Origin of the sequence: Roseibium sp. Sym1 (assembly GCF_027359675.1) — a bacterium.
Classification (GTDB): Bacteria; Pseudomonadota; Alphaproteobacteria; order Rhizobiales; family Stappiaceae; genus Roseibium.
Genome location: NZ_CP114786.1, coordinates 1,277,897 through 1,298,092, shown reverse-complemented (window position 1 = coordinate 1,298,092; position 20,196 = coordinate 1,277,897). Strand labels below are relative to the sequence as shown.

Annotated in this window: 17 protein-coding genes; 12 read left to right on the top strand and 5 right to left on the bottom strand. The window is 61.3% G+C overall.

The features are described from left to right. The first annotated feature begins 13 nt into the window (after positions 1-13). The 4 genes from O6760_RS05875 (at position 14) to O6760_RS05860 (ending at position 4,763) form a co-directional block, all read left to right on the top strand. Positions 14-1,114, top strand: coding sequence for an extracellular solute-binding protein (locus O6760_RS05875; RefSeq protein WP_269584553.1), 1,101 nt, complete (start codon positions 14-16; stop codon positions 1,112-1,114). Positions 1,115-1,190: 76 nt separating this feature from the next. After that, entirely contained in the window at positions 1,191-2,459 is a 1,269-nt protein-coding gene (locus O6760_RS05870) for an ABC transporter permease (RefSeq protein ID WP_269584552.1), read from the top strand. Positions 2,460-2,468: 9 nt separating this feature from the next. Next, the gene (locus O6760_RS05865) at positions 2,469-3,323 is read left to right on the top strand and encodes an ABC transporter permease (protein ID WP_269584551.1); all 855 of its coding nucleotides are present in this window, start codon (positions 2,469-2,471) and stop codon (positions 3,321-3,323) included. A 210-nt stretch (positions 3,324-3,533) separates the two neighbouring features. Next, on the top strand, positions 3,534-4,763 hold the full coding sequence (locus O6760_RS05860) for a M24 family metallopeptidase (protein ID WP_269584550.1): 1,230 nt from the start codon (positions 3,534-3,536) through the stop codon (positions 4,761-4,763). 230 nt (positions 4,764-4,993) lie between these two features. Here the strand turns inward: O6760_RS05860 and O6760_RS05855 are convergent, their stop codons facing one another. After that, positions 4,994-5,725, bottom strand: coding sequence for a FadR/GntR family transcriptional regulator (locus tag O6760_RS05855; RefSeq protein ID WP_269584549.1), 732 nt, complete (start codon positions 5,723-5,725; stop codon positions 4,994-4,996). Between the two features lie 237 nt (positions 5,726-5,962). Between O6760_RS05855 and kdgD the strand changes: the two genes are divergently transcribed. The 8 genes from kdgD (at position 5,963) to O6760_RS05815 (ending at position 12,610) form a co-directional block, all read left to right on the top strand. After that, positions 5,963-6,916 carry a 5-dehydro-4-deoxyglucarate dehydratase gene (gene kdgD, locus O6760_RS05850; protein WP_269584548.1) on the top strand — a complete coding sequence of 318 codons (954 nt, stop codon included), beginning with the start codon at positions 5,963-5,965 and terminating at the stop codon, positions 6,914-6,916. 254 nt (positions 6,917-7,170) lie between these two features. Beyond that, positions 7,171-8,148 (top strand): Bug family tripartite tricarboxylate transporter substrate binding protein, encoded by a 978-nt coding sequence (locus tag O6760_RS05845; protein ID WP_269584547.1) that lies wholly within the window; start codon positions 7,171-7,173, stop codon positions 8,146-8,148. 74 nt (positions 8,149-8,222) lie between these two features. Then, on the top strand, positions 8,223-8,687 hold the full coding sequence (locus O6760_RS05840) for a tripartite tricarboxylate transporter TctB family protein (protein ID WP_269584546.1): 465 nt from the start codon (positions 8,223-8,225) through the stop codon (positions 8,685-8,687). Continuing rightward, positions 8,688-10,244 carry a tripartite tricarboxylate transporter permease gene (locus O6760_RS05835; RefSeq protein WP_269584545.1) on the top strand — a complete coding sequence of 519 codons (1,557 nt, stop codon included), beginning with the start codon at positions 8,688-8,690 and terminating at the stop codon, positions 10,242-10,244. It abuts the gene before it with no gap. A gap of 40 nt (positions 10,245-10,284) precedes the next feature. Beyond that, positions 10,285-10,461 carry a hypothetical protein gene (locus O6760_RS05830; protein ID WP_269584544.1) on the top strand — a complete coding sequence of 59 codons (177 nt, stop codon included), beginning with the start codon at positions 10,285-10,287 and terminating at the stop codon, positions 10,459-10,461. Between the two features lie 437 nt (positions 10,462-10,898). Then, positions 10,899-11,282, top strand: coding sequence for an SH3 domain-containing protein (locus O6760_RS05825; RefSeq protein WP_269584543.1), 384 nt, complete (start codon positions 10,899-10,901; stop codon positions 11,280-11,282). 105 nt (positions 11,283-11,387) lie between these two features. Continuing rightward, positions 11,388-11,807, top strand: a complete 420-nt coding sequence (locus O6760_RS05820; RefSeq protein WP_269584542.1) for a hypothetical protein — start codon at positions 11,388-11,390, stop codon at positions 11,805-11,807. A gap of 29 nt (positions 11,808-11,836) precedes the next feature. Continuing rightward, positions 11,837-12,610 carry a MinD/ParA family ATP-binding protein gene (locus O6760_RS05815; protein ID WP_269584541.1) on the top strand — a complete coding sequence of 258 codons (774 nt, stop codon included), beginning with the start codon at positions 11,837-11,839 and terminating at the stop codon, positions 12,608-12,610. A 463-nt stretch (positions 12,611-13,073) separates the two neighbouring features. Here O6760_RS05815 and O6760_RS05810 read toward each other — a convergent pair whose 3' ends face one another. The 4 genes from O6760_RS05810 to O6760_RS05795 all read right to left on the bottom strand — a co-directional run bounded on the left by O6760_RS05810 (position 13,074) and on the right by O6760_RS05795 (position 19,807). Next, the gene (locus tag O6760_RS05810; protein ID WP_269584540.1) at positions 13,074-14,627 is read right to left on the bottom strand and encodes a serine/threonine-protein kinase; all 1,554 of its coding nucleotides are present in this window, start codon (positions 14,625-14,627) and stop codon (positions 13,074-13,076) included. Between the two features lie 53 nt (positions 14,628-14,680). Further along, positions 14,681-16,300, bottom strand: a complete 1,620-nt coding sequence (locus O6760_RS05805) for a sigma-54-dependent Fis family transcriptional regulator (protein ID WP_269584539.1) — start codon at positions 16,298-16,300, stop codon at positions 14,681-14,683. A gap of 91 nt (positions 16,301-16,391) precedes the next feature. Further along, positions 16,392-19,160 carry a type VI secretion system ATPase TssH gene (gene tssH / locus O6760_RS05800; protein WP_269584538.1) on the bottom strand — a complete coding sequence of 923 codons (2,769 nt, stop codon included), beginning with the start codon at positions 19,158-19,160 and terminating at the stop codon, positions 16,392-16,394. 134 nt (positions 19,161-19,294) lie between these two features. Further along, positions 19,295-19,807, bottom strand: a complete 513-nt coding sequence (locus O6760_RS05795) for an Hcp family type VI secretion system effector (RefSeq protein WP_269584537.1) — start codon at positions 19,805-19,807, stop codon at positions 19,295-19,297. Positions 19,808-20,196: the final 389 nt, after the last annotated feature.

The window sequence follows — 20,196 nt, the reverse complement described above, 5'->3', positions numbered from 1 at the left end:
GGAGCTAGCTCAAATGAAGCTCAAGACTGTAATCCTTGCAGGCACCGCTCTGGCATTTGCCGGCAGCTCGGCCCTTGCAACAGATCTGACGCTCGTCTCCTGGGGCGGTGCCTATCAGGCGTCCCAGAAGGCTGCCTACACGGACCCGTACACGGCCGAAAATTCGGACATCAACGTGATCTGGGACGAGTCCTCCGCTGAAGCCGTGGCCAAACTGCGCGCCATGAACGAAGCCGGCAACATCACCTGGGATCTCGTCGACGTGGTTGCTTCCGACGCCATCCGCCTGTGCGATGAAGGCCTGGCGATGGAAATCGACCCGGACACCGACCTGGCCGACGCGCCGGACGGCACCAAGGCTTCCGAAGACTTCGGTGACCTGCTCGTTTCCGAGTGCTTCATCCCGCAGATCGTCTACTCCACCACCTTCGGCTACCGTTCCGACGTTGCCGACTGGGGCGGCAAGGAGCCCGACGACATCTGTGACGTGTTCGATCTGGAAACCTTCCCGGGCAAGCGCTCGCTGGAAAAGCGTCCGATCAACAACATGGAATGGGCCCTTCTGTGTGACGGCGTGGCGAAAGAAGACGTCTACGACGTTCTGGAAACCGAAGAAGGCCAGGACCGTGCATTCGCCAAGCTCGACACCATCAAGGACAACGTTGTCTGGTGGTCGGCCGGTGCGGAAACCCCGCAGCTTCTGGCTGACAGCGAAGTCGTGATCGGCTCCACCTACAACGGCCGCCTGTTTGCTCTCATCGAAGAGCAGAAGCAGCCGGTGAAGATGCTGTGGGACGCCCAGGTGTTCGATCTGGACGGCTGGATCATCCCGGCCGGTCTTCCGGAAGACCGCCTCGCCGAGGTGAAGAAATTCGTCAAATACGCCACCGACACCCAGCGTCTGGCGGATCAGGCGAAATACATCTCCTACGGCCCGGCCCGTAAGTCTTCCGCACCGCTGGTTGGTCAGCACGCGGATCTCGGCATCGACATGGCTCCGCACATGCCGACCGACCCGAACAATGCCAAGAACACCTTCCTCTATAACTACGAGTGGTGGGCGGATTACCGTGACGACATCGACGCCAAGTTCCAGGCGTGGCTCGCACAGTAAGCCGTAAGGCATGCTTCGGACCGGGTGGGGCTCGACCCCACCCGGTTCCTCTCCAAGATTTGCGGAAGACTGCTTCATGAGCGACACCACCCAAGACGGTCAGCTATTGACGACGGCCGACGGCAAGCCGCTGAAGGCTGCCCTGGCCAAGGCGCTGCGCCGGGAAAAACTGCGCGCCCTCATGCTGATCGCGCCTCTCCTGATTTTTGTGCTGATCACCTTCGTCGCCCCGATCGCGGACATGCTGTTCCGCTCGGTCGAAAACGGCATTGTCGCGGACACGCTTCCCAAAACGGTTGTCGCACTCCAGGAATGGGACCCGGCGTCCGGCGACGTACCTGACGAGGCGGTCTATGCCGCGCTCTATGACGACATGGTCATTGCGGTCGAGGATAAGACCCATACCCGCCTGGGATCCCGGCTCAACTACGAACAGAGCGGCATTTCCAGCCTGTTCCGCAAGACCGGCCGGCGCATCAAGCGCATGGACGAGGCCGGCCCCTTCAAGGAGCAGTTCCTCGGCGCCGACAAGGACTGGGGCACTGTCGAAACCTGGGAGGTGCTCAAGCGCTATTCTCCCCGGATCACCCCGGGCTATTTCCTGAATTCCTTCGATGCGCAGATGACGGCTGACGGCATCGAGATGAAGCCGGAAGACGAACGGATCTACATGTTCCTGTTCGGCCGGACCCTGTTTCTGTCGATCGTGATCACGGTCTCCTGCTTGCTGCTGGGCTATCCGATCGCCTTCCTGCTGGCCGCCCTGCCGCTGCGCACGTCGAACCTCCTGATGATCCTGGTGCTGCTGCCCTTCTGGACATCGCTGCTGGTGCGAACGTCCGCCTGGAAGGTGTTGTTGCAGCAACAGGGGGTCATCAACGATTTCCTGGTCTGGACGGGGCTCGTCAGTGAAGCCGGCAGGCTGGTGATGATCAACAACCAGACCGGTACGATCATCGCGATGACCCATATTCTGTTGCCGTTCATGATCCTGCCGCTCTACTCGGTGATGAAGACCATCTCGCCGTCCTATGTGCGCGCGGCCAAGAGCCTTGGCGCCAATGACTGGATTGCCTTCTGGCGGGTCTATTTCCCTCAATCCGTCCCCGGAATCGGCGCCGGTGCCGTGCTCGTCTTCATCCTGTCTATCGGCTACTACATCACGCCGGAACTGGTCGGCGGCACGTCGGGCATCTTCATTTCCAACCGGATCGCCTATCACATCTCGTCGTCGCTCAACTGGGGCCTGGCGGCCGCGCTCGGGACATTGCTCCTGGTGGCGGTGATGGTCCTGTTCGTTGTCTACGACAAGATCGTCGGCATCGATAACGTGAAACTCGGATAGGAGGACGATATGAGCGCACTTCCCCCATACGCGTCCCCCTTGCAGCGGACCTGGTACTATTCCTTCCGGATCATCTGCGGACTGATCTTCTTCTTCCTGATCTTTCCGATCCTGATTATCCTTCCGCTCAGCTTCAACGCGGAGGATTTCTTCACCTTCACCAAGGAAATGCTGGCGTTCGACCCGGCCGGCTACTCCTTCAAGCACTATCAGGACTTCTTCACCAACCCGGACTGGCAGCAGGCGCTGACCAACTCGGTGCTGATCGCCCCGGTGGCCACATTGCTGGCGACCAGCTTCGGCACCCTGGCGGCCATCGGCCTGTCCCAGTCCCATGTACCCTACAAACCGGCCATCATGGCCGTGCTGATCTCGCCGATGATCGTGCCGCTGATCATTTCCGCAGCGGGCATGTATTTCTTCTATTCCCGCATCGGTCTTCAGGGCACCTACTGGGGCGTCGTGCTGGCGCATGCCGCGCTGGGCACGCCCTTCGTGATCATCACGGTCACGGCCACCCTGGTCGGCTTCGACCGCTCGCTTGTGCGGGCGGCGGCCAATCTGGGCGCCAACCCGGTGACCACCTTCTTCAAGGTGCAGATGCCGCTGATCGTGCCGGGCGTCGTTTCCGGAGCATTGTTTGCCTTCATCACATCTTTCGACGAGGTCGTGGTGGTGCTATTCCTGGGCTCTGCAGGTCAGAAGACCCTGCCGTGGCAGATGTTCACCGGCCTGCGCGAACAGATTTCACCGACCATTCTGGCGGTGGCTTCGCTGATGGTGGCAATTTCGATCTGCCTCCTGACGGTGCTGGAGCTGCTGCGCCGGCGGTCGGAACGACTGAGAGGTTTGTCGCCGGGCTGATCCGGCAAGGGCTGGACATCCGGCCACGGCTGCTTTCATCGTGAACCGGTGGCGGAACGCCAGTCACCGGGTGGAGACCTGATAAGGATCTCCCGGTAGCAAGACAATTGGATATTGGGCCTGGCGGGCCGGCTTCTTTCCAGAAGCCGGCCCGTTTTCTGTTTGTGGCCCGGAAATGGACTTGAGGATCGAAACCGAAAGGAGCCTCCGATGAGCAACGACATGATCCGCATCTATGAAATGAACAACGGCGAAAAGGCCTTTTCGCCCTTCTCTCCGGCGGAGATGGACAGCAGGCAGGACAAGCTGCGCAAGCTGATGGCGGACCGCGGTATCGATGCCGCCCTGTTCACCTCCTATCACAACATCTGCTACTACTCGGGCTTCCTCTATTGCTACTTCGGCCGAAAATACGGCTTCCTGGTCACTGAAGACAAGGCGACCACCATTGCCGCCGGCATCGACGGCGGCCAGCCCTGGCGCCGCACCCATGGCGACACGGTCATCTACACCGACTGGCGCCGGGACAACTATTTCCATGCGATCCAGTCCCTGCTGGAAGTGCCCAACCCGGGCATCAAACGCGTCGGCATCGAGTTTGACCATGTGTCTCTCGATCTGAAAAAGCAGCTGGAGGCCGCGCTGCCGGGCGTGGAGCTGGTCGACATTGCCGCCGACGCGATGGCACAGCGCACGATCAAGAGCGCTGAGGAACATGTCCTGATCCGCGAAGGCGCCCGCATCTGTGATGTCGGCGGCGCGGCGCTCGTCGACGCGGTTCAGGCCGGTGTCCCGGAACATGAAGTGGCGATCGCTTCCACCAATGCCATGATCCGCGAGATCGCCAGGTCCTTCCCCTTCGTGGAACTGATGGACACCTGGACCTGGTTCCAGTCCGGCATCAACACGGACGGGGCGCATAACCCGGTCACCAACAAGAAGGTCGAGGCCGGTGACATCCTGAGCCTCAACTGTTTCCCGATGATCTTCGGCTACTATACCGCGCTGGAGCGTACGCTCTTTTGCGAACATGCCTCCGACGCGCACCTCAGGCTGTGGGAAATCAACTGCCATGTGCACCGGGAAGGCCTGAAGCTGATCAGGCCGGGCGCGCGCTGCTGTGACATCGCGACCGAGCTCAACGACATCTACCGCAGCCATGACCTGCTCAAGTATCGCAGCTTCGGCTACGGCCATTCCTTCGGGGTGCTCAGCCACTATTACGGCCGCGAAGCCTCGGTCGAACTGCGTGAGGATGTCGAGACGGTGCTGGAGCCGGGCATGGTGGTGTCCATGGAACCGATGATCATGATCCCGGAGGGCGAAGCCGGCGCCGGAGGCTACCGCGAGCACGACATCCTGATCGTGACGGAGACCGGCGCCGACAACATCACCGGGTTTCCGTTCGGACCCGAGCACAACATCATCCCGAAACGCTAGATCGACAGAACTTCAAGCGAAACGGGTTGAGACCCAAAAGGCCATCTTGATCACGGTGTTGGAAACTCCTGCCTGCCGTTCTCCGAGCGCAGGCAGGTCGCTCTCCGTTTCTCTTCACGCGATTATACGATCCGCACTCAAGGCGAGTCGCAACAAGCCTGATTGCGCCAGGGACTTGAGGTCTTCCGGCACTTCCGGTTCTTGCGGTGCGCGATCCCCCGGGACTCCCGTCAGATCGAGCCACTGGTCTGGTGAAGCAACGCGCGATATCGGGCCTGACTGCTGCGCAGGTGAAGGCGCATTGCCTCGGCCGCTCCATTCTCGTCGCCGGCAATGATTGCCTTGACGATTGCCTCATGTTCGCGGTTGAGCACTGATAGATAGGCACCAAGTTCAGCCTTTTCGGCAACCGCGTGCAGTGCCTTGCGCGGGATCACGCTCGGACCGATCAGATTGAGAAACTCGACGAAACGCGGATTGTTGGTGGCTTCGGCAATTGTCTTGTGCAGTTCGAAATCCGCCTCCGCCGTCGACTCTCCCGCTTCGGACAAGGCCCGGACCTTCTGATAGGCGGTCACGATGGCCTCCTCCTGGGACGGCGACCGCCGCAAGGCTGCCAAGGAAGCGGCCTCGACCTCGACGGCGGTACGCAGCTCAAGCATTTCGATCATCGACGAAACCCGTGCCGGATCGACTTCCTGGAACGGCAAGGCCACAGTCTTTGGAGGTGACAGCACGAACACGCCCGCGCCATGTCTCGGTTCGACAAGCTTGTCCGCGCGCAGATTGGCAATCGCCTCCCGGATCACTGTTCGGCTGACAGAAAACTCCTCGGTCAGGCGGCTCTCGCTTGGCAATCGGTCACCGGGAGAATATCGACCTTCTCCGATCTGCTGCCGCAAGGCATCGGACACGGTGAGGACAAGAGATTTTTTACTGCGTTTCTGAACTGCGTCTTTCAAATGTCGGTCTGCTTTCCGGAAGGAAGAGGGGTTGGGAGGCGACTTATATGATGTCTATCAGATTTTCTACTTCGATCAAATCTCCACGAAAAGAGCAGGTTTTGGAAAGCACGCGCCAAAATAACACGCTCGAACACTCATTTTGTCAGGGCAATTCAAAATTCATATGATGAGTTGTTGACAAGATCATATGAATTTAGCTACGACATCGTATGACAAAATCTGACGAGTGAGCGCATGAAGCCCGAAGATATCAAAACCCGCATTTCGTCCGGCCTGCTGTCCTTTCCGGTGACGCATTTCAACGTGGACGGTTCCTTGAACCTTGAGAGCTACCAGGCCCATGTCCAGTGGCTCTCGGGCTTTGACGCCGCTGCCCTGTTTGCCGCTGGCGGCACCGGCGAGTTCTTTTCCCTGTTGCCCGAAGAGGTCGGGAAAGTCGTGAAGGCAGCCAAGGAAGCGGCCGGCGACGTGCCGATCATCTCCGGCTGCGGCTACGGAACCGAGATGGCGAAAGACTTCGCGGCACGTGCGGAGCTGGCGGGTGCCGACGGCCTCCTTCTGCTGCCCAATTACCTTGTTCAAGGGCCGCAGGAAGGTCTTTACAACCACATCAGGTCCGTCTGCCGCGCAACGGAACTCGGCGTGATCGTTTACAACCGGGACAACGCCGTGGTTGATGCGGACACGCTCATGCGATTGGCCGACGAATGTCCAAACCTGGTCGGATTCAAGGACGGCACAGGCAAGGTCGACCATGTTCGCCACATCACTGCGACACTCGGTGACCGCCTCTGTTACGTGGGAGGCATGCCGACCCACGAACTTTATGCGGAAGCTCTGTATGGCGCGGGCGTCACCACCTATTCGTCTGCGGTCTTCAATTTCGTTCCAGAGCTGGCCCTGCGCTTCTTCAATGCCCTGCGCGGCAATGACAGGGACACGGTTCAGCAGATTTTGAAGGACTTCTTCTTCCCGTTTGCGGACTTGCGCGATCGTCGCCCGGGCTACGCGGTTTCCGCGATCAAGGCAGGCGTCGGCATCGTTGGCTTCACCCCGGGGCCGGTCCGTCCGCCCCTCAGTGATTTGACGCCGGAAGAAGTCCGCATGCTGCGTGAGCTTGTCGAAAGGGCCCAGGCGGCCGGATGGGCAACCTGGAATATCAACCACCCCGCCGCCGTCAACGGCTAGCGCGTTTGAGGAAGGCTGCATTGCGCATCTGACGCGGCTCCCTGAATGGACAGGAAAGGTCGGGAAATTGCGCGATGCACCGGGAGGAAAATGGGGCAGGTATCCCGTCCACCATGCGGAGGGGCCGCCCGGACCTTGTGGAGCCATCTTCAGGGATGGCACCGCACCCTAGAGCCGGAAACGCAATGACACTGGGAAACCGGACGCTCGCGTCGGCCGGCTCACATCTGGAAGTCAACTTTGGGAGGAGTGAAATGTTCAAGAAACTGGCAGTGTTACTTGCCGTGGCCGCGATGACTGCCGCCACACCGATAGCGGCATTTGCCGACTACCCGGAAAAGGACGTCCGGGTCGTCGTACCCTGGGGGGCCGGAGGGGGGACCGACGGCATTGTCCGCAAGCTGACCTCGATCGCCGAAGGTATTCTGGGAACCTCGATGTATGTCGAGAACATCGAGGGCGGCATCAGCGCCACCGGCGTGTCGGACGTCATGAAATCGCGGCCTGACGGCTACACGATTGCCGCACTGACCTATGACAGTATCGTCACCGTGCCTTGGCAGGGTCTTCTGCCCAGCTACAAGATGGACAAGCTCAAGCTGATTGCTCGCGTGACCAGCGAGCCCGATGCGATCATTGTCGACGCGAACGCGCCTTACAAGTCCGTTTCGGACCTGATTGCCGACGCAAGGGAGCATCCCGGCAAGGTGAAGATCGGCATTCAGAATACCGGCTCGCGCACGCATCTGGCACTTTTGCAGCTGGAAGCGGCAACGGGCGTCAAGTTCAACCTGATTGCCTATCCGGGCGGTGCGGCCCCGCAGAAGGAAGCTCTGCTCAACGACGAGGTGGACGTTGTTGCGACCAGCCTTGGTGACTTCGCCTCGCTCATTCAAAGTGGCGACGCCCGTGGCTTGCTGGAATTTTCCGGAACAGCCAATCCTACCTATCCGGACGTGGCGACGGCAGCGGACGAGGATCTTGAAATCCGCGTCGGCAGCTTCATCGTCCTGGCCGCTCCTGCGGGAACGCCGGACGAGGTTGTCGCCAAGATCGAAGACGCCTACAGGCAGGCCCTCGAAAGCGCGGAATTCCAGACCTGGGTCGCCGATGTCGGCGTGACCCCGGACTGGATCGGAACCGATGACGTCACCGCATGGGCGGACACGACCTCCATGACACTGTTCAAGCAGATGGATGAGCTGGTCGAAAAGGGCATCATCTCCAGATAAGCGCGTGCCGGAATGCACCGAGGTGTCGGCGGGTCTCGCCGGCACCTTGTTTTCAAGATCAAGGTTCCGTTCGGATGCAACGACTTTCCAAACCGACAGGCGGGCAGATGTTCGCCCTGTTTCTCTTCGCGCTCAACACCATCTACATGGCAGCGGCATTCCAGATCAGGGTGCAGTTCGACGAAGGCCTGGTCGGCCCGAAATTTCTGCCGGTACTGGCATCCGGCCTGACCTATGTTGCGCTCTTGGTGATCTTGTGGCGCGAAAGCCGCGAGACCGTCCCGGTGCCCGACGGAGCGTCTCTGCGCCGGCCTTTTGCAACTGTCCTGATCACCGCGCTTTACGTGGTGCTTTTTGAGCCCCTCGGATATGTAGCATCGACGTTCCTGTTCGCGCTCGGGGTCTTCCGTGTGTTCGGTTTCTGCGACAGGCGGCCAGCTCACGCGGGACTTTATGCGGCCGGTGTGACACTCGTCTTCTACCTGCTGTTCCGCATCGCATTTCATGTCCGCCTGCCTCTCTTGCCGGAGGTTTTCTAAATGGCGTTCCTTTTGGAGATGCTTCAGGGTTTCGGTCAGCTGGCACAACCGGAAGTCCTGGGCTTCATGCTGCTCGGCTTTCTTATCGGTGCCTTCTTCGGCGCGATGCCCGGCCTCACGTCCGTACTTGCGATGGCGCTGCTGTTGCCGCTGACCTACAGCATCGACGTCATCCCCGCCCTCGTGATGAGCGCGGCGATATTCATGTCGGGAATGTATGCCGGCAGCATCACCGCGACGACGATCAACATACCGGGTGCCCCGTCCTCGATGATGACTGCGCTGGAGGGCAACAGCCTGATGAAGAAAGGGGGCGGCGCCAATGCGCTCGGTCATGCCGCTCTCGGCTCGATGATTGGCGGCACGATCGGCACGGTGTTGCTTATGGGCCTCATGCCGCTCGCTGCAAAGGCATCGCTGCTGATCCAGACCCCGGGCAAGTTCTCGATGATACTGTTCGCCTTGCTGGTCATCGTCATCGTTGAGCGTGCGGAGATCAGCAAGGGTATCGTCGCGACCATGATCGGCATCATGGTCGCCACCATCGGCATTGACGTCATGCAGCCGATACCACGCATGCATTTCGGCACGGAACTGCTGGTGGAGGGGATCGACATGATGCCCATCATCATCGGCAGTTTCGCAATCTGTGAAGTCCTGGCCCAGGCCCGGCAGGGCGCTGCAGGCATCGACATCCAGGCCGCCAGGGCGGCTGCGGCCATCCGGCGCCGCGACTTCCTGCCCGCATGGCAGGAGATCCGCGAAATCGGCCTCTTCACCTATATCAAGAGTGCCCTGATCGGCTATGGCATCGGCATACTGCCCGGCGCGGGCGGATCCATGGCGGCATTCGTCGCCTATGCGGAAGCAAAACGCGCCTCCCGGAAGTCGGACGAATACGGCCGCGGCAGCCGTGAGGGCATAGCCGCGGCGGAATCCGCCAACAACGCCATGTGCGGCGGTGCCTTCGTTCCCATGTTGACATTCGGAATACCCGGCGACCCGACGACAGCGGTCGTTCTCGGCGTTCTGGTGATCAACGGCCTGCAACCCGGTCCACGGCTGCTCGAGCAGCAGGCCGACCTCATTGCGCCGATGTTCGCCTCCCTTCTGGTGAGCGCCCTGATCCTGATCCCCCTGACCCTGTTCCTGCTCGGTCCCTGGTTCATCAGGATCGTCTCGATACCGCGCGGCCTGCTCTACGCCTCGATCGCGGTGGTGGCGCTGGTCGGAAGTTATGTCGCAACGTTTTCCGTGTTCCAGATGTTGCTGTCCGTTGTCTTCGGCGTTCTTGCGTTTTTTATGCGGCGGTACGGCTACCCGACCGTGTCCATGTTGCTGGGGTTCATCCTCGGCCCCAGCCTCGAGCAGTATCTGAGACGATCCCTGGCGCTCAACGACAACGACCCCATGATTTTTTTCACGCGGCCGGACAGCCTGTTCTTCCTCATGCTTGCGGCCCTCTTCTTCTACATGATGGTCATCCGCCGGCCCTCCGGCTCACCGCCAGGCAGCGGCGGACACAAGGAAGCCACGGAACCCTCGGAGTCCGCCTGATCGTGCAAAGGTCTCGCAGACCGCGTGTCCGGTTCGGGGGGTGAAGTTCTCCGGCCCGGACACGCATGAGCGGGTCTGCGAGACGGTGCCTGAACCGGACTTGCCGGCGCCCGGCGGCTACCGGAAACACGATATCCTGATCGTGACGAAGACCGGTGCCGACAACATCACCGGGTTCCCGTTCGGACCGGAGCACAACATCATCCCGAAACGCTGACACTCGTATTTCGGCCGCCTCGGCGACAGCTTTGCCCGGTGGATCCGGGCAAGGTGTTGCAATGTGTTTTTCCCGCATCGTTGAAGCTGTTCTTGCGATTGAGCATCGCTACAAGGCGTTTGAATGCCGGAAACGGTGTCCGCCAAATGCCGCAACCCGTCCGGCAGGTGGCCACAAGCGGGGCTGCCTGCCAATGGGAAAATTCCTTGTCGCGGCTGGCGGTGTCTTATCGGACCATCAACTTTCCTGTGTTAACGTGAGGAGATTGCACCAGGAAGGGTGCGGCAGCCGGGAGGGGCAAACGTGAGGAGTCATCCAGCTATTTCGTTCGGTCGGGGCGGTGTTGAGGTCCCGGAACGATTGACTGGTTCACTCCGCCCCAAGGCAGGGGGCCCGGCGGGGGGCAAGACACGGACGTGGGAACCGGAACGTCGATAATGCCGAGATTCGTTCCTTATGTGATTGTGATCGGACTGTTTGTCCTGGCGCTGGTTTATCTCCAGTTCCGCGACCGGTCCTATCTTGAAGAGATCGCGCGGGCCGCATACCCGGCGCCGCAGCCCTCCAGGGTCATCCTGCCGCCTCCACAGCAGCAGCAGGGGTCACTCTATTATGTCAGCGGCAACCGTGTCGCCTTCAGGGCGGGACCCGGCCTGCAGCAGCACGTGATCGACCGTTTCGACAAGGGCCGGACCGTGCGGGAGACCGAGGTGAACGGCAACTGGGTGCATGCCAGGGATGTCGACACGGGACGCGTCGGCTGGATCTCGCGCAACTACCTGAGCACCACCAACCCCTTGCAGACGACTGCTTCGAATTGACCGCCGGGCACGGGAGACCCGGAAAACCGGACCTTCCGGTACAAACAGCTTGGGTTGCCCGATCAGGCATGGTTTATACCAATTGGGAGCAGCCGGAGGCCGGAAATGAGCTCATCTGACACCATGAAACCTGCGTTGGCCAGTCTGGCAAGGACCTGCGAGGCCATTGCCAACGGCCGCTTCGATGATGTCGACGATCTTTTCCAGGTGATCACGGACACGTCCGTCGAGGAAGACATCCGGGCGCTGGCCGAGACCTTTTCCGGCATGGTCGTGCAGGTGGAAGCGCGCGAGTTTCATTCCAGCCAGCTGATCGCCGAACTGACGGAAACCAAGCGCCAGCTCGAGGCCGCCGAGGCGAAGCTGCGCAAGGAAAACGCGGAACTGAAGACCCGGCTGGACAAGTTCGAGGTCACCTATGACGAGGAACAGGCCAGGATGGAAATCGAAGAGGTCAGCGACACCGACTATTTCCGGTCCCTGCAGTCCCGGGCCAAGGATCTCCGATCCAGATACAAATCCTGAAGTTTTGACCTGACGAGCCGAGTTGTTACGTGACCAAAATCATTTCCACCCATTCCTACCGGGGCGGCACCGGCAAATCCAACGTCACCGCGAACCTGGCTTCCTCGCTGGCCTTGCGCGGGCATCGGGTCGGCATCGTCGACACCGACATCCAGTCGCCCGGAATCCACACGCTGTTCAAGGTCGACCTCAACCGCGTGACGCACACGCTGAACAACTACCTGTGGGGCCATTGCGGGGTGACGGACACGGCGCTCGACGTCACCGCAAACGTGGTCGATGCCCAGGGCCAGTCCACGGTCCCGGACGGCGGCAAGGTCTTTCTCGTGCCGTCCTCCATCAAGACCGGCGAAATCGCCCGCATCCTGAAGGAAAAATACGATGTCGAGGACCTCAATCGCGGGTTCGTCGACCTGTGCAAGGAACTGGAGCTGGACTATCTCCTGATCGACACCCATCCGGGCGTCAACGAGGAGACCCTTCTGTCGATCGCCATTTCGGACACGCTTCTGCTGATCCTCAGGCCCGACATCCAGGACTACCAGGGCACCGCGGTGACCCTGGAGCTGGCACGCAAACTGGAAGTGCCGCAGCTGTTCCTGGTGGTCAACAAGGCGCTGGAAACCTTCGACTTCACTGAACTGGCCCAGCGGATCTTCTCGAACTACCGCACTCCGGTCGCCGCGGTCCTGCCCCTGTCGACGGAGCTCATCCAGATCGGCAGCACCGGCCTGATCCGCACGCTCCAGCCGGACCACGCCTTCACCAGGGCGATCGAGACGATTGTCGATTCGATCGAGTGAACCGAGGGTGCGCGGGTGTCGGCTTGGGCGCTTGTCTCAAACCGGTGCCACCCATTCGGCGTCATCCAGAGGAGCCGCGCAGCGGCGTCTCGAAGGAGCGGCCGCTTGTTCCCGAGTTATACCAACCGCAATTAATAGGAACCGATCTGATGTCGTTGTTCCGGTTTGCCGGCAAGGCGCGTTGCGCAGGACGGCCTGGTTGGCCGTTCAAGCGGCGCAACGCCGTCCGGCGGGCCGGAACAGGCCACCGAAGGCCGCGTTTGGAGGCTGTTCTGCCGCGTCGCAGATTTTGGACGATACCCCGTATCGCCCTGCAATCTGCTCCTTGCCGAACAGTCTCCAAACGCGGTCAGATGGGTTCCTATTAAGTGCGGTTGGTATTAGTTGCGGATCCTTCGAGACGGACCTGGCGGTCCTCCTCAGGATGACGTCGTGTGTGAGGTGAGAATGGTCGGAAGGTGTCCTAACCCTGCTCCTCGAACAGCCCCGCCAGAAACGCGTCGACGGTGCCGAGGCGCTGATCGCGTTCGAAGGCAAGCGCCTTCCTGATCGTATCCCAGGCCTGCGGGTCGAGACCCTCGATGGGTTCCGGCTTGAGGCCGTCCCGGGCCGCCTGGTCGATCGGTTGTGACTGGAAGGGATGCCGCCCGGTCAGCACCTGGTAGGCAATGCAGCCGAGCGCGAAGATGTCGTCACGCGGGTCCCGCTCCGCCCGCACGAACTGCTCGGGACTGGCATAGGCCGCGGTCAGGCTGTCCTGGATCGGGTGGCCTGCGCTGGCGCTGGCCGCCGCGGCCAAGCCGAAATCCAGCAGTTTGATGGTGCCGTCCGACAATAAAAAGATGTTGCCGGGCTTCAGGTCCGAATGCACCACACCGCGGCTGTGCGCGTGGGCGAGGCCCGCGCACGTGCCCTTCAGGACGCGCGCGCATTCTCCGGGCGAGAGCGGTTGTCCCATGGTCTGCGCCAGCCGCCGGTCGAGCCCGGCACCGCGCAGGAGCTCCATGACGATGAAGACATCGGCCTTGTCGCGGTCGAAATCGTGGACCGTGGTGATGTTGGGATGGGCGAGGGCCTGTGACTTGCGGGCTTCGGCTTCCAGCAGCCTGAGCGCTTCGGAATCGTGCTGAAAGCTCTCGTTGAGCAGCTTGATCGCCACATAGGGCTGGTCGTGCCCGGCTTCCAGGCGGCGCCTGTCGACGGCCGAATAGACGTAACCCATGCCGCCGCGGCCGATCTCGGAATCCAGAATGAACCGGTCGCGCAGGATCGAGCCGACGCCGGCGCGCTTGTGCTGGGGTGTGGCCAGCTTGTTGAGGTCGAGACCCTCCCGCTGGGCACCGCTGGACACCTTGCGGGCATCGGAGCGGAACCGGGCGCTTTTGAAATCGGTCAGGAACTTGTCCAGCTTGCCGCTGTCCGCCTCGCCCGGGGGCGGCACGTCACCTGAAACCGCGGTTCGACGGTCACGGTAGTCCGAGTATCCCGAAACCAGCGAGGACAGGATGGCGTCATCGACCTTGTCCTGTGTCTCGTTGCCGGTATCTGTCGCCGGCTGGCCGAAATGGGGAAGGGGCGGCAGGTCCGGCGATGGCGGCGGCGGTGCAACGGAACCGGCGGCAGCGCCCTCGGGGAAGGGAGAGGGAGCGCTTGACCAGGTCGGGTTCAGTCCGTGCGGCAGCGTTGGTTCCTCGAAATCCTCCTCATCCGGATCTTCCGCGAGAGCGCCGGACAGCCTGCCCGGTTCGGTCGGATCGGGATCGCCCGTGCCGTACGCGCCCGTCTCGTCCTCGTCCGCGCCGGCAGCGGGCAGCTGGCCGAGCAGGATCTGCCCCAGATCGGGGGGCAGGCGCCCTTCAATGACGATGTCCCGGATGGTCTGCCGCGCCGATCTCGCCGCGGCGGCCGACTGCCGGGCCGCCGCGCGCAACTCCTTCGACAACTTGTCATAGGACAGCCGTCCGGACACGAAGTCGGCAATCAAGGCATGTGCTGCGGAGGACGTCTCGGTCGGCAAATCTGCAGGGCCCCGTATTCCTCAGCCGGTGGCCTTGTCAGCCCCTGATGACCTCAAGAGCGTTCCAGACCATCGGGTCGTGTGATGTTGTACCGGTTGAGCTTATCAATAATGGTCCGGCGACTAACATTCAGTATGCGCGCTGCATTTGTTTTGTTCCAGTTCGCCTCGCGCATTTTCGCCTCGATCACCATGGCCTCGTAATGCCCGACAATGGTCTTCAGGTCGCCTTCGGGAATCAGGGCGGGCATGCGGTTGCTCGGATCATGTTGCGTGCCTGCCAGTTCAGGCGGCAGATGCGACAGCTCGATCGGATAGCCGTCCTCTGCCATCAGGCGGGCGCGGTCCAGAATGTTCTTCAATTCGCGCACGTTGCCCGGATAGCCCCAGCACATCAGTGCGTCGAGGGCGTCGGAGGCCAGCACCGGCACCTGCTGGCCGGACTTTTCCGCGGCCCTGCGCAGAAAGTAGTCGATCAGCAACGGAATGTCGGACGGCCGTTCGCGCAGGGGCGGCAGGTTGATGGGAAAGACATTCAGCCGGTAGAAAAGATCCTGGCGGAATTCGCCCGAGGCGATCTTTTCCTCAAGATTGATGTTGGTTGCGCCGACGATGCGCACATCCACCTTCTCGGTCTTTGTCGACCCCACCCGCCGGACTTCGCCTTCCTGCAGCAACCGCAGGACCTTGGCCTGCAGGGCAAGCGGCATGTCCCCGATCTCGTCAAGAAACAGCGTGCCGCCATTGGCTTCGTGGGCGAGGCCGAGCTTGGTTGTGTTGGCCCCCGTGAACGCGCCCTTGACGTGACCGAAGAGCTCGCTCTCCAGAAGCGCTTCGGGCAGGGCGGCGCAGTTCTGGACCACGAAGGGCTTGTCGGCCCGGTCACTCGACATGTGGATGAAGGCCGCCATCATTTCCTTGCCGGTGCCGGTCTCGCCGCGCACCAGGATGGGGACGTTGGACCACGCCGCCTTGCCGACCAGCTTGATGGCGTGTTCGATGGGCGGGCTTTCGCCGATCAGGCCTTTCGGCCTTTGCGGCGCGGCTTCCTTTTTCGGCTGAACCTTCCGGATCTGCTTCGGCAGTTCCGCGAGATGCCGGTCGAACTGGCGTTTCAGGCGGGTGTTGTCTTCCAGGAGGCGCGCGTTCCACATGTAGAGCGCGACAAGCCCGGCAAGGCTCTGCAACTCGGTCAGGGCCGTCTCGGACAGGGCGGCAATGGAGTGTTGCGAGGCCCCGGGATTGACGACCTGCAGGATGCCGATGGTGCGGTTGGACTGGATCGTCAGCGGCAGGATCACGAGGGCGGTTGTCTTCAGCCCGCCCAGCTTGTCCTCCTCGCGTATCCTGTCGAAATCGTAGCCGATCACCTTGTCGATATCGCCGAGGTTCAGCGTCGTGCCCGTGGACACCACGAAGGCGGCCGGTTCCTTCAGGTTCGGCATCATGTCGGGTCCGTAGAGGACCACCTGCCTGCCGGTCGGCATTGCCTTGATATAGCCGCGGTGGCGCGAGCAGGCACGGTGAAGAGACTGGCCGAACGTGTCCAGCATGAAAATGGAGGCTTCTTCGGCCCCGGTCAGGTTGAGGGCCGCCTCGATAACCTGGTCCATGGCCGCTTCAACCTTGGCGCCTGCCGTCATGGCACCCGCCAGTTCTATCAAGTCACCCAAAATCATAGCGTCTGCAACCGTCTTTCGTGGACGTTCCCCGAAAGTGGGCCGGATCCGTTTCCCGCCGACTTCCCCTCATGCCATTCGCTGATCAGGAGAGAGCGTAACTGAATGCACCGCCATCTCCCATGCCGATGTCGATTTTCTTGAAATCGGCGTCTTCCGCCCCCATCCGGGTCAGGAGTTCCGTTGAAAGTTCCGGCAATACCGTCCGGTTGATAATGTGATCGATGTTGCGCGCACCGGTTTCCACTTCCGTGCATCGGGCCGCAATAGACTGGACCACGCCGTCGGAATATCCAAGCTCCAGTTTCTGGTTTTCCCGAAGACGCTTGCCGATCTTGTCCAGCTTCAACCTGACGATCTTTTCCAGCGGCGAGCCGATCAGCGGATAGAACGGCACGATCTGCATGCGTGCCAGCAGTGCCGGCTTGAAATGCGCGCTCAGGATGGGCCGGCAGCCGGCCACCATTTCGTCCCGGCCGGGAGGTTCCGGCAAGCTGCCCATTTCGGTCAGGACATCCGTTGCCAGGTTGCTGGTCAGGACGACGATCGTGTTCTTGAAATCGATCAGCCGGCCTTCGCCATCGGACAGGACACCCTTGTCGAAGACCTGGTAGAACAGGTTCATGACTTCCAGGTCCGCCTTTTCGACCTCGTCCAGGAGGACGACAGAATAGGGACGCTGGCGTACGGCTTCGGTCAGGGCACCGCCTTCGCCGTAACCGACATAGCCCGGTGGCGAGCCAACCAGCTTCGATACGGTATGCTTTTCCTGGAATTCCGACATGTTGATCGAGATGAGGAAGCGTTCGCCGCCGAACAGCTGGTCGGCTATGGCCGTCGCCAGTTCGGTCTTGCCGACACCGGAGGGACCGACAAACAGGAACACTCCCATGGGCGCGTCGGGGTTCTGAACGCCCGCCTTGGCGGTCCTGAGCGCCTGGTCGACCGCATCGATGGCGTGATCCTGTCCGATCACCCGGCCCTTCAGCTTGTTGCCGAGAGACAGGACGCTGTCCGCGTCGTCCTGGACCATCCGGCCGAGCGGCACGCCGGTCCAGTCCGAGATGACCTGTCCGATGGCCTCTTCGGTGACCTCGAAGGAGATCAGGGGATCTCCGTTCTGAACCGCCTTCAGGTCGGCCGCGATCCTGGCGTAGTCTTCCGGGGTGATCGCCGTGGTGTCTTCCGTTTCCGCGGCAGCTTCGTCTGTCGTGGCGGTGTCCGGCTCGGCATCCCCGGCATCATCCGTGTCTTCCGGGGCCTTGTCGTGCTCCAGGCTGAGACCAAGCTCGTGGCGGATCTTCAGGAGCCGGTCGACCAGCTTCTTCTCGCGGGACCAGCGCTCGGTCAATTCCGCAATCGCTGTTTCGGCGTCGGCCACGTCCTGCTCGATTTCGGAAACTTCCAGATCGTCGGCGGAAAAATCGGCCTTGTGGTCCCGGCGCAGGGAGTCCAGGGCGCGCTGCAGTTCGCCGAGGCGTTTTTCCTTCAGTTCGATGACGAAGGGCTTTGACGACAGGGACAACTTGACCCGGGCACAGGCGGTGTCGAGCACGTCGACGGCCTTGTCCGGCAGCTGGCGGCCGGAAATATAGCGCGCGGACAGCTTGGCCGCGGCGACGACCGCGTTGTCCCGGATATAGACGCCATGGTTCTTTTCGTAGGCGCCGCGCAGGCCGCGCATGATGGTGATGGCCTGGTCCGGACCCGGTTCGTCCAGCTTGATCAGTTGAAAGCGGCGCTCCAGGGCCGGGTCCTTTTCGATATATTTCTTGTATTCGCTCCATGTGGTGGCCGCGATCGTGCGCAGCTCGCCCCGGGCAAGGGCCGGTTTCAGAAGGTTCGCGGCATCCCCGCCGCCGGCGGAGCCGCCGGCGCCGATCAGCATGTGGGCTTCGTCGATGAACAGGATGATCGGCTTTGCGGACCCCTTGACCTCGTCGATGATGCCTTTCAGGCGGTTCTCGAACTCGCCCTTGACGCCGGCGCCGGCCTGCAACATGCCGAGATCCAGCCCGATCAGCTCGACATTCTTCAGAAGGTCGGGCACATCGTTTTCGGCAATCTTGCGTGCCAGCCCCTCGACCACCGCTGTCTTGCCGACACCGGCCTCGCCGACGCAGATCGGGTTGTTCTTGCGCCTGCGGCCGAGCACATCGATCATCTGCTGGATCTCCCGGTCCCGGCAGAACACCTGGTCGATCTTGCCGTCGCGGGCCAGCTGGGTGAAGTTGGTACAGAACCTGGCCAAAGCGCTGTCGGGGTCCATTCCCGGAGCCACCGACCTCTTGTCCACCGGGGTTTCGCCGGAAACCGCCGGACGGGCGGCATGGCCCGCGGTGGTTTCCTCGGACTGGCTGACGATGTCCTTGAAGTGCTTCTTCAACTCGGCAAAGGACATGGCGTCCAGAAGGCCGAGCCAGCGCTCGTCGCCGAACCGGTTGGGCTTGGCGAAGACCGTGGCCAGCAGGCTGCCGGACCGCACCTGGTCAAGGTCCAGCTCGACGGAGCTGACCAGCCAGGCATCCGAAATCCATTCAATCAGGAGCGGTGAAAAGGCGGGCCGGCCCTGGTTGCCGCGTTTGAGGCCTTCCAGGGTTGAATCGAGTGCTTTTTTGAAGGGAGCCGGATCGATTTCGAAGTGACGGCAGGCGCTCTGCAGATCGTGCTGACTGTCTTCCGCAAAGACATGCAGAAGATGCTCGATCGTGACCTCGAAATGTCCCCGTGTGACCGCCAGCCCTGCGGCGCCTTCCAGTGACCGGCGTGAATAGTTGTTCAAACGACCGATCAAACGGCGGAGATCGAGGTCAATCAAGAGGCCACCCCATGTCTTGAAACTTGTGCCCTCCATGATGGTCTTAAACTGAATTCATGACAGGCATTCTTGTTTTCAAGACATTCGTTTGCCCGAAAAACATTGATAAAACAAAAACGAACCGCCCCGGACATACCGAAGCGGTTCGCATTTCAACCGGCTTGTCGCGATCAGGTGACCGGAGCGCGGTAGTCGTCGGAAGCGCTGGTGCCGGCCTTTTCGTGGGTCCAGTCGACCTTGCGGTAGGTGAACGACCACTTGTCGGTGTCGCCGCGCGACGCGTTGGCTTCGTCATTGACGTCCGGCAGGATCGTCTTGCCTTCGACCAGGACCGCGTCGGTGAACTTGATGGTGAAGTAGTGCTCCTGCACGCCCGTGGTGGCGGTGCGCCAGAAATGCACCTCGATTTCCAGGGCCTCGCCGGTGGCCAGTGCCTGCCACAACAGCGGGGTGGCCTTGTCGACCGGCTTCATGAAGGTGGTCGGCATGTGGCGCCGGGTGGCGATGATGGAGCCGGACTGCGGATCCCGCGGCACGACGGCGTTCTGCTCGAAGTGGTAGACCAGGGACTGGCCCTCATGGCCTTCCTGCCACAGGTTGCCGATGCTGTCGGCGGTGGTTGCGTCAGAGGTGATGTCGCCCTGGGTTGCGCCCTTGACGGTGATATATGCGATGTTGGACATGATACCCTCACTTGAAAAAAAATCCGGGACATTCGATCCGCCGGTGCAGATCGCCGCCGGCTGCCGACTGAATGGCAAGCACCGTGCCAAGTCGGCGGATTTCGGGAAAACACTGTCCAAACAGAAAGTTGGATGGTTAACTGGACAATCGTTAAAATGTGACACTGTGCAGAAAACTTCACAGTTTCCCCTGGAGTGCGCAAAAGACTCTACGCAACTTGTGTGATCTGCATCACAAAGATCGCAAGGAGGGCAGGGAAAGCTGGTCCAGGCGGGGTGAAATTGCCGGAAATTAACGGCAAGATGGCCCATATGCGGCTGTCGTTGGAGCTGCTGTGAAGAAACTGGAGAATTGACCCGGCACACGGCCTCGCCCAATTGTCGGGTAC

Excerpts from the sequence above, each read along its gene's own strand:
- O6760_RS05875 (WP_269584553.1), top strand. The coding sequence starts at position 14 with ATGAAGCTCAAGACTGTAATCCTTGCAGGCACCGCTCTGGCATTTGCC.
- O6760_RS05870 (WP_269584552.1), top strand. The coding sequence starts at position 1,191 with ATGAGCGACACCACCCAAGACGGTCAGCTATTGACGACGGCCGACGGC.
- O6760_RS05865 (WP_269584551.1), top strand. The coding sequence starts at position 2,469 with ATGAGCGCACTTCCCCCATACGCGTCCCCCTTGCAGCGGACCTGGTAC.
- O6760_RS05860 (WP_269584550.1), top strand. The coding sequence starts at position 3,534 with ATGAGCAACGACATGATCCGCATCTATGAAATGAACAACGGCGAAAAG.
- kdgD (WP_269584548.1), top strand. The coding sequence starts at position 5,963 with ATGAAGCCCGAAGATATCAAAACCCGCATTTCGTCCGGCCTGCTGTCC.
- O6760_RS05845 (WP_269584547.1), top strand. The coding sequence starts at position 7,171 with ATGTTCAAGAAACTGGCAGTGTTACTTGCCGTGGCCGCGATGACTGCC.
- O6760_RS05840 (WP_269584546.1), top strand. The coding sequence starts at position 8,223 with ATGCAACGACTTTCCAAACCGACAGGCGGGCAGATGTTCGCCCTGTTT.
- O6760_RS05835 (WP_269584545.1), top strand. The coding sequence starts at position 8,688 with ATGGCGTTCCTTTTGGAGATGCTTCAGGGTTTCGGTCAGCTGGCACAA.
- O6760_RS05825 (WP_269584543.1), top strand. The coding sequence starts at position 10,899 with ATGCCGAGATTCGTTCCTTATGTGATTGTGATCGGACTGTTTGTCCTG.
- O6760_RS05820 (WP_269584542.1), top strand. The coding sequence starts at position 11,388 with ATGAGCTCATCTGACACCATGAAACCTGCGTTGGCCAGTCTGGCAAGG.
- tssH (WP_269584538.1), bottom strand. The coding sequence starts at position 19,160 with ATGGAGGGCACAAGTTTCAAGACATGGGGTGGCCTCTTGATTGACCTC.
- O6760_RS05795 (WP_269584537.1), bottom strand. The coding sequence starts at position 19,807 with ATGTCCAACATCGCATATATCACCGTCAAGGGCGCAACCCAGGGCGAC.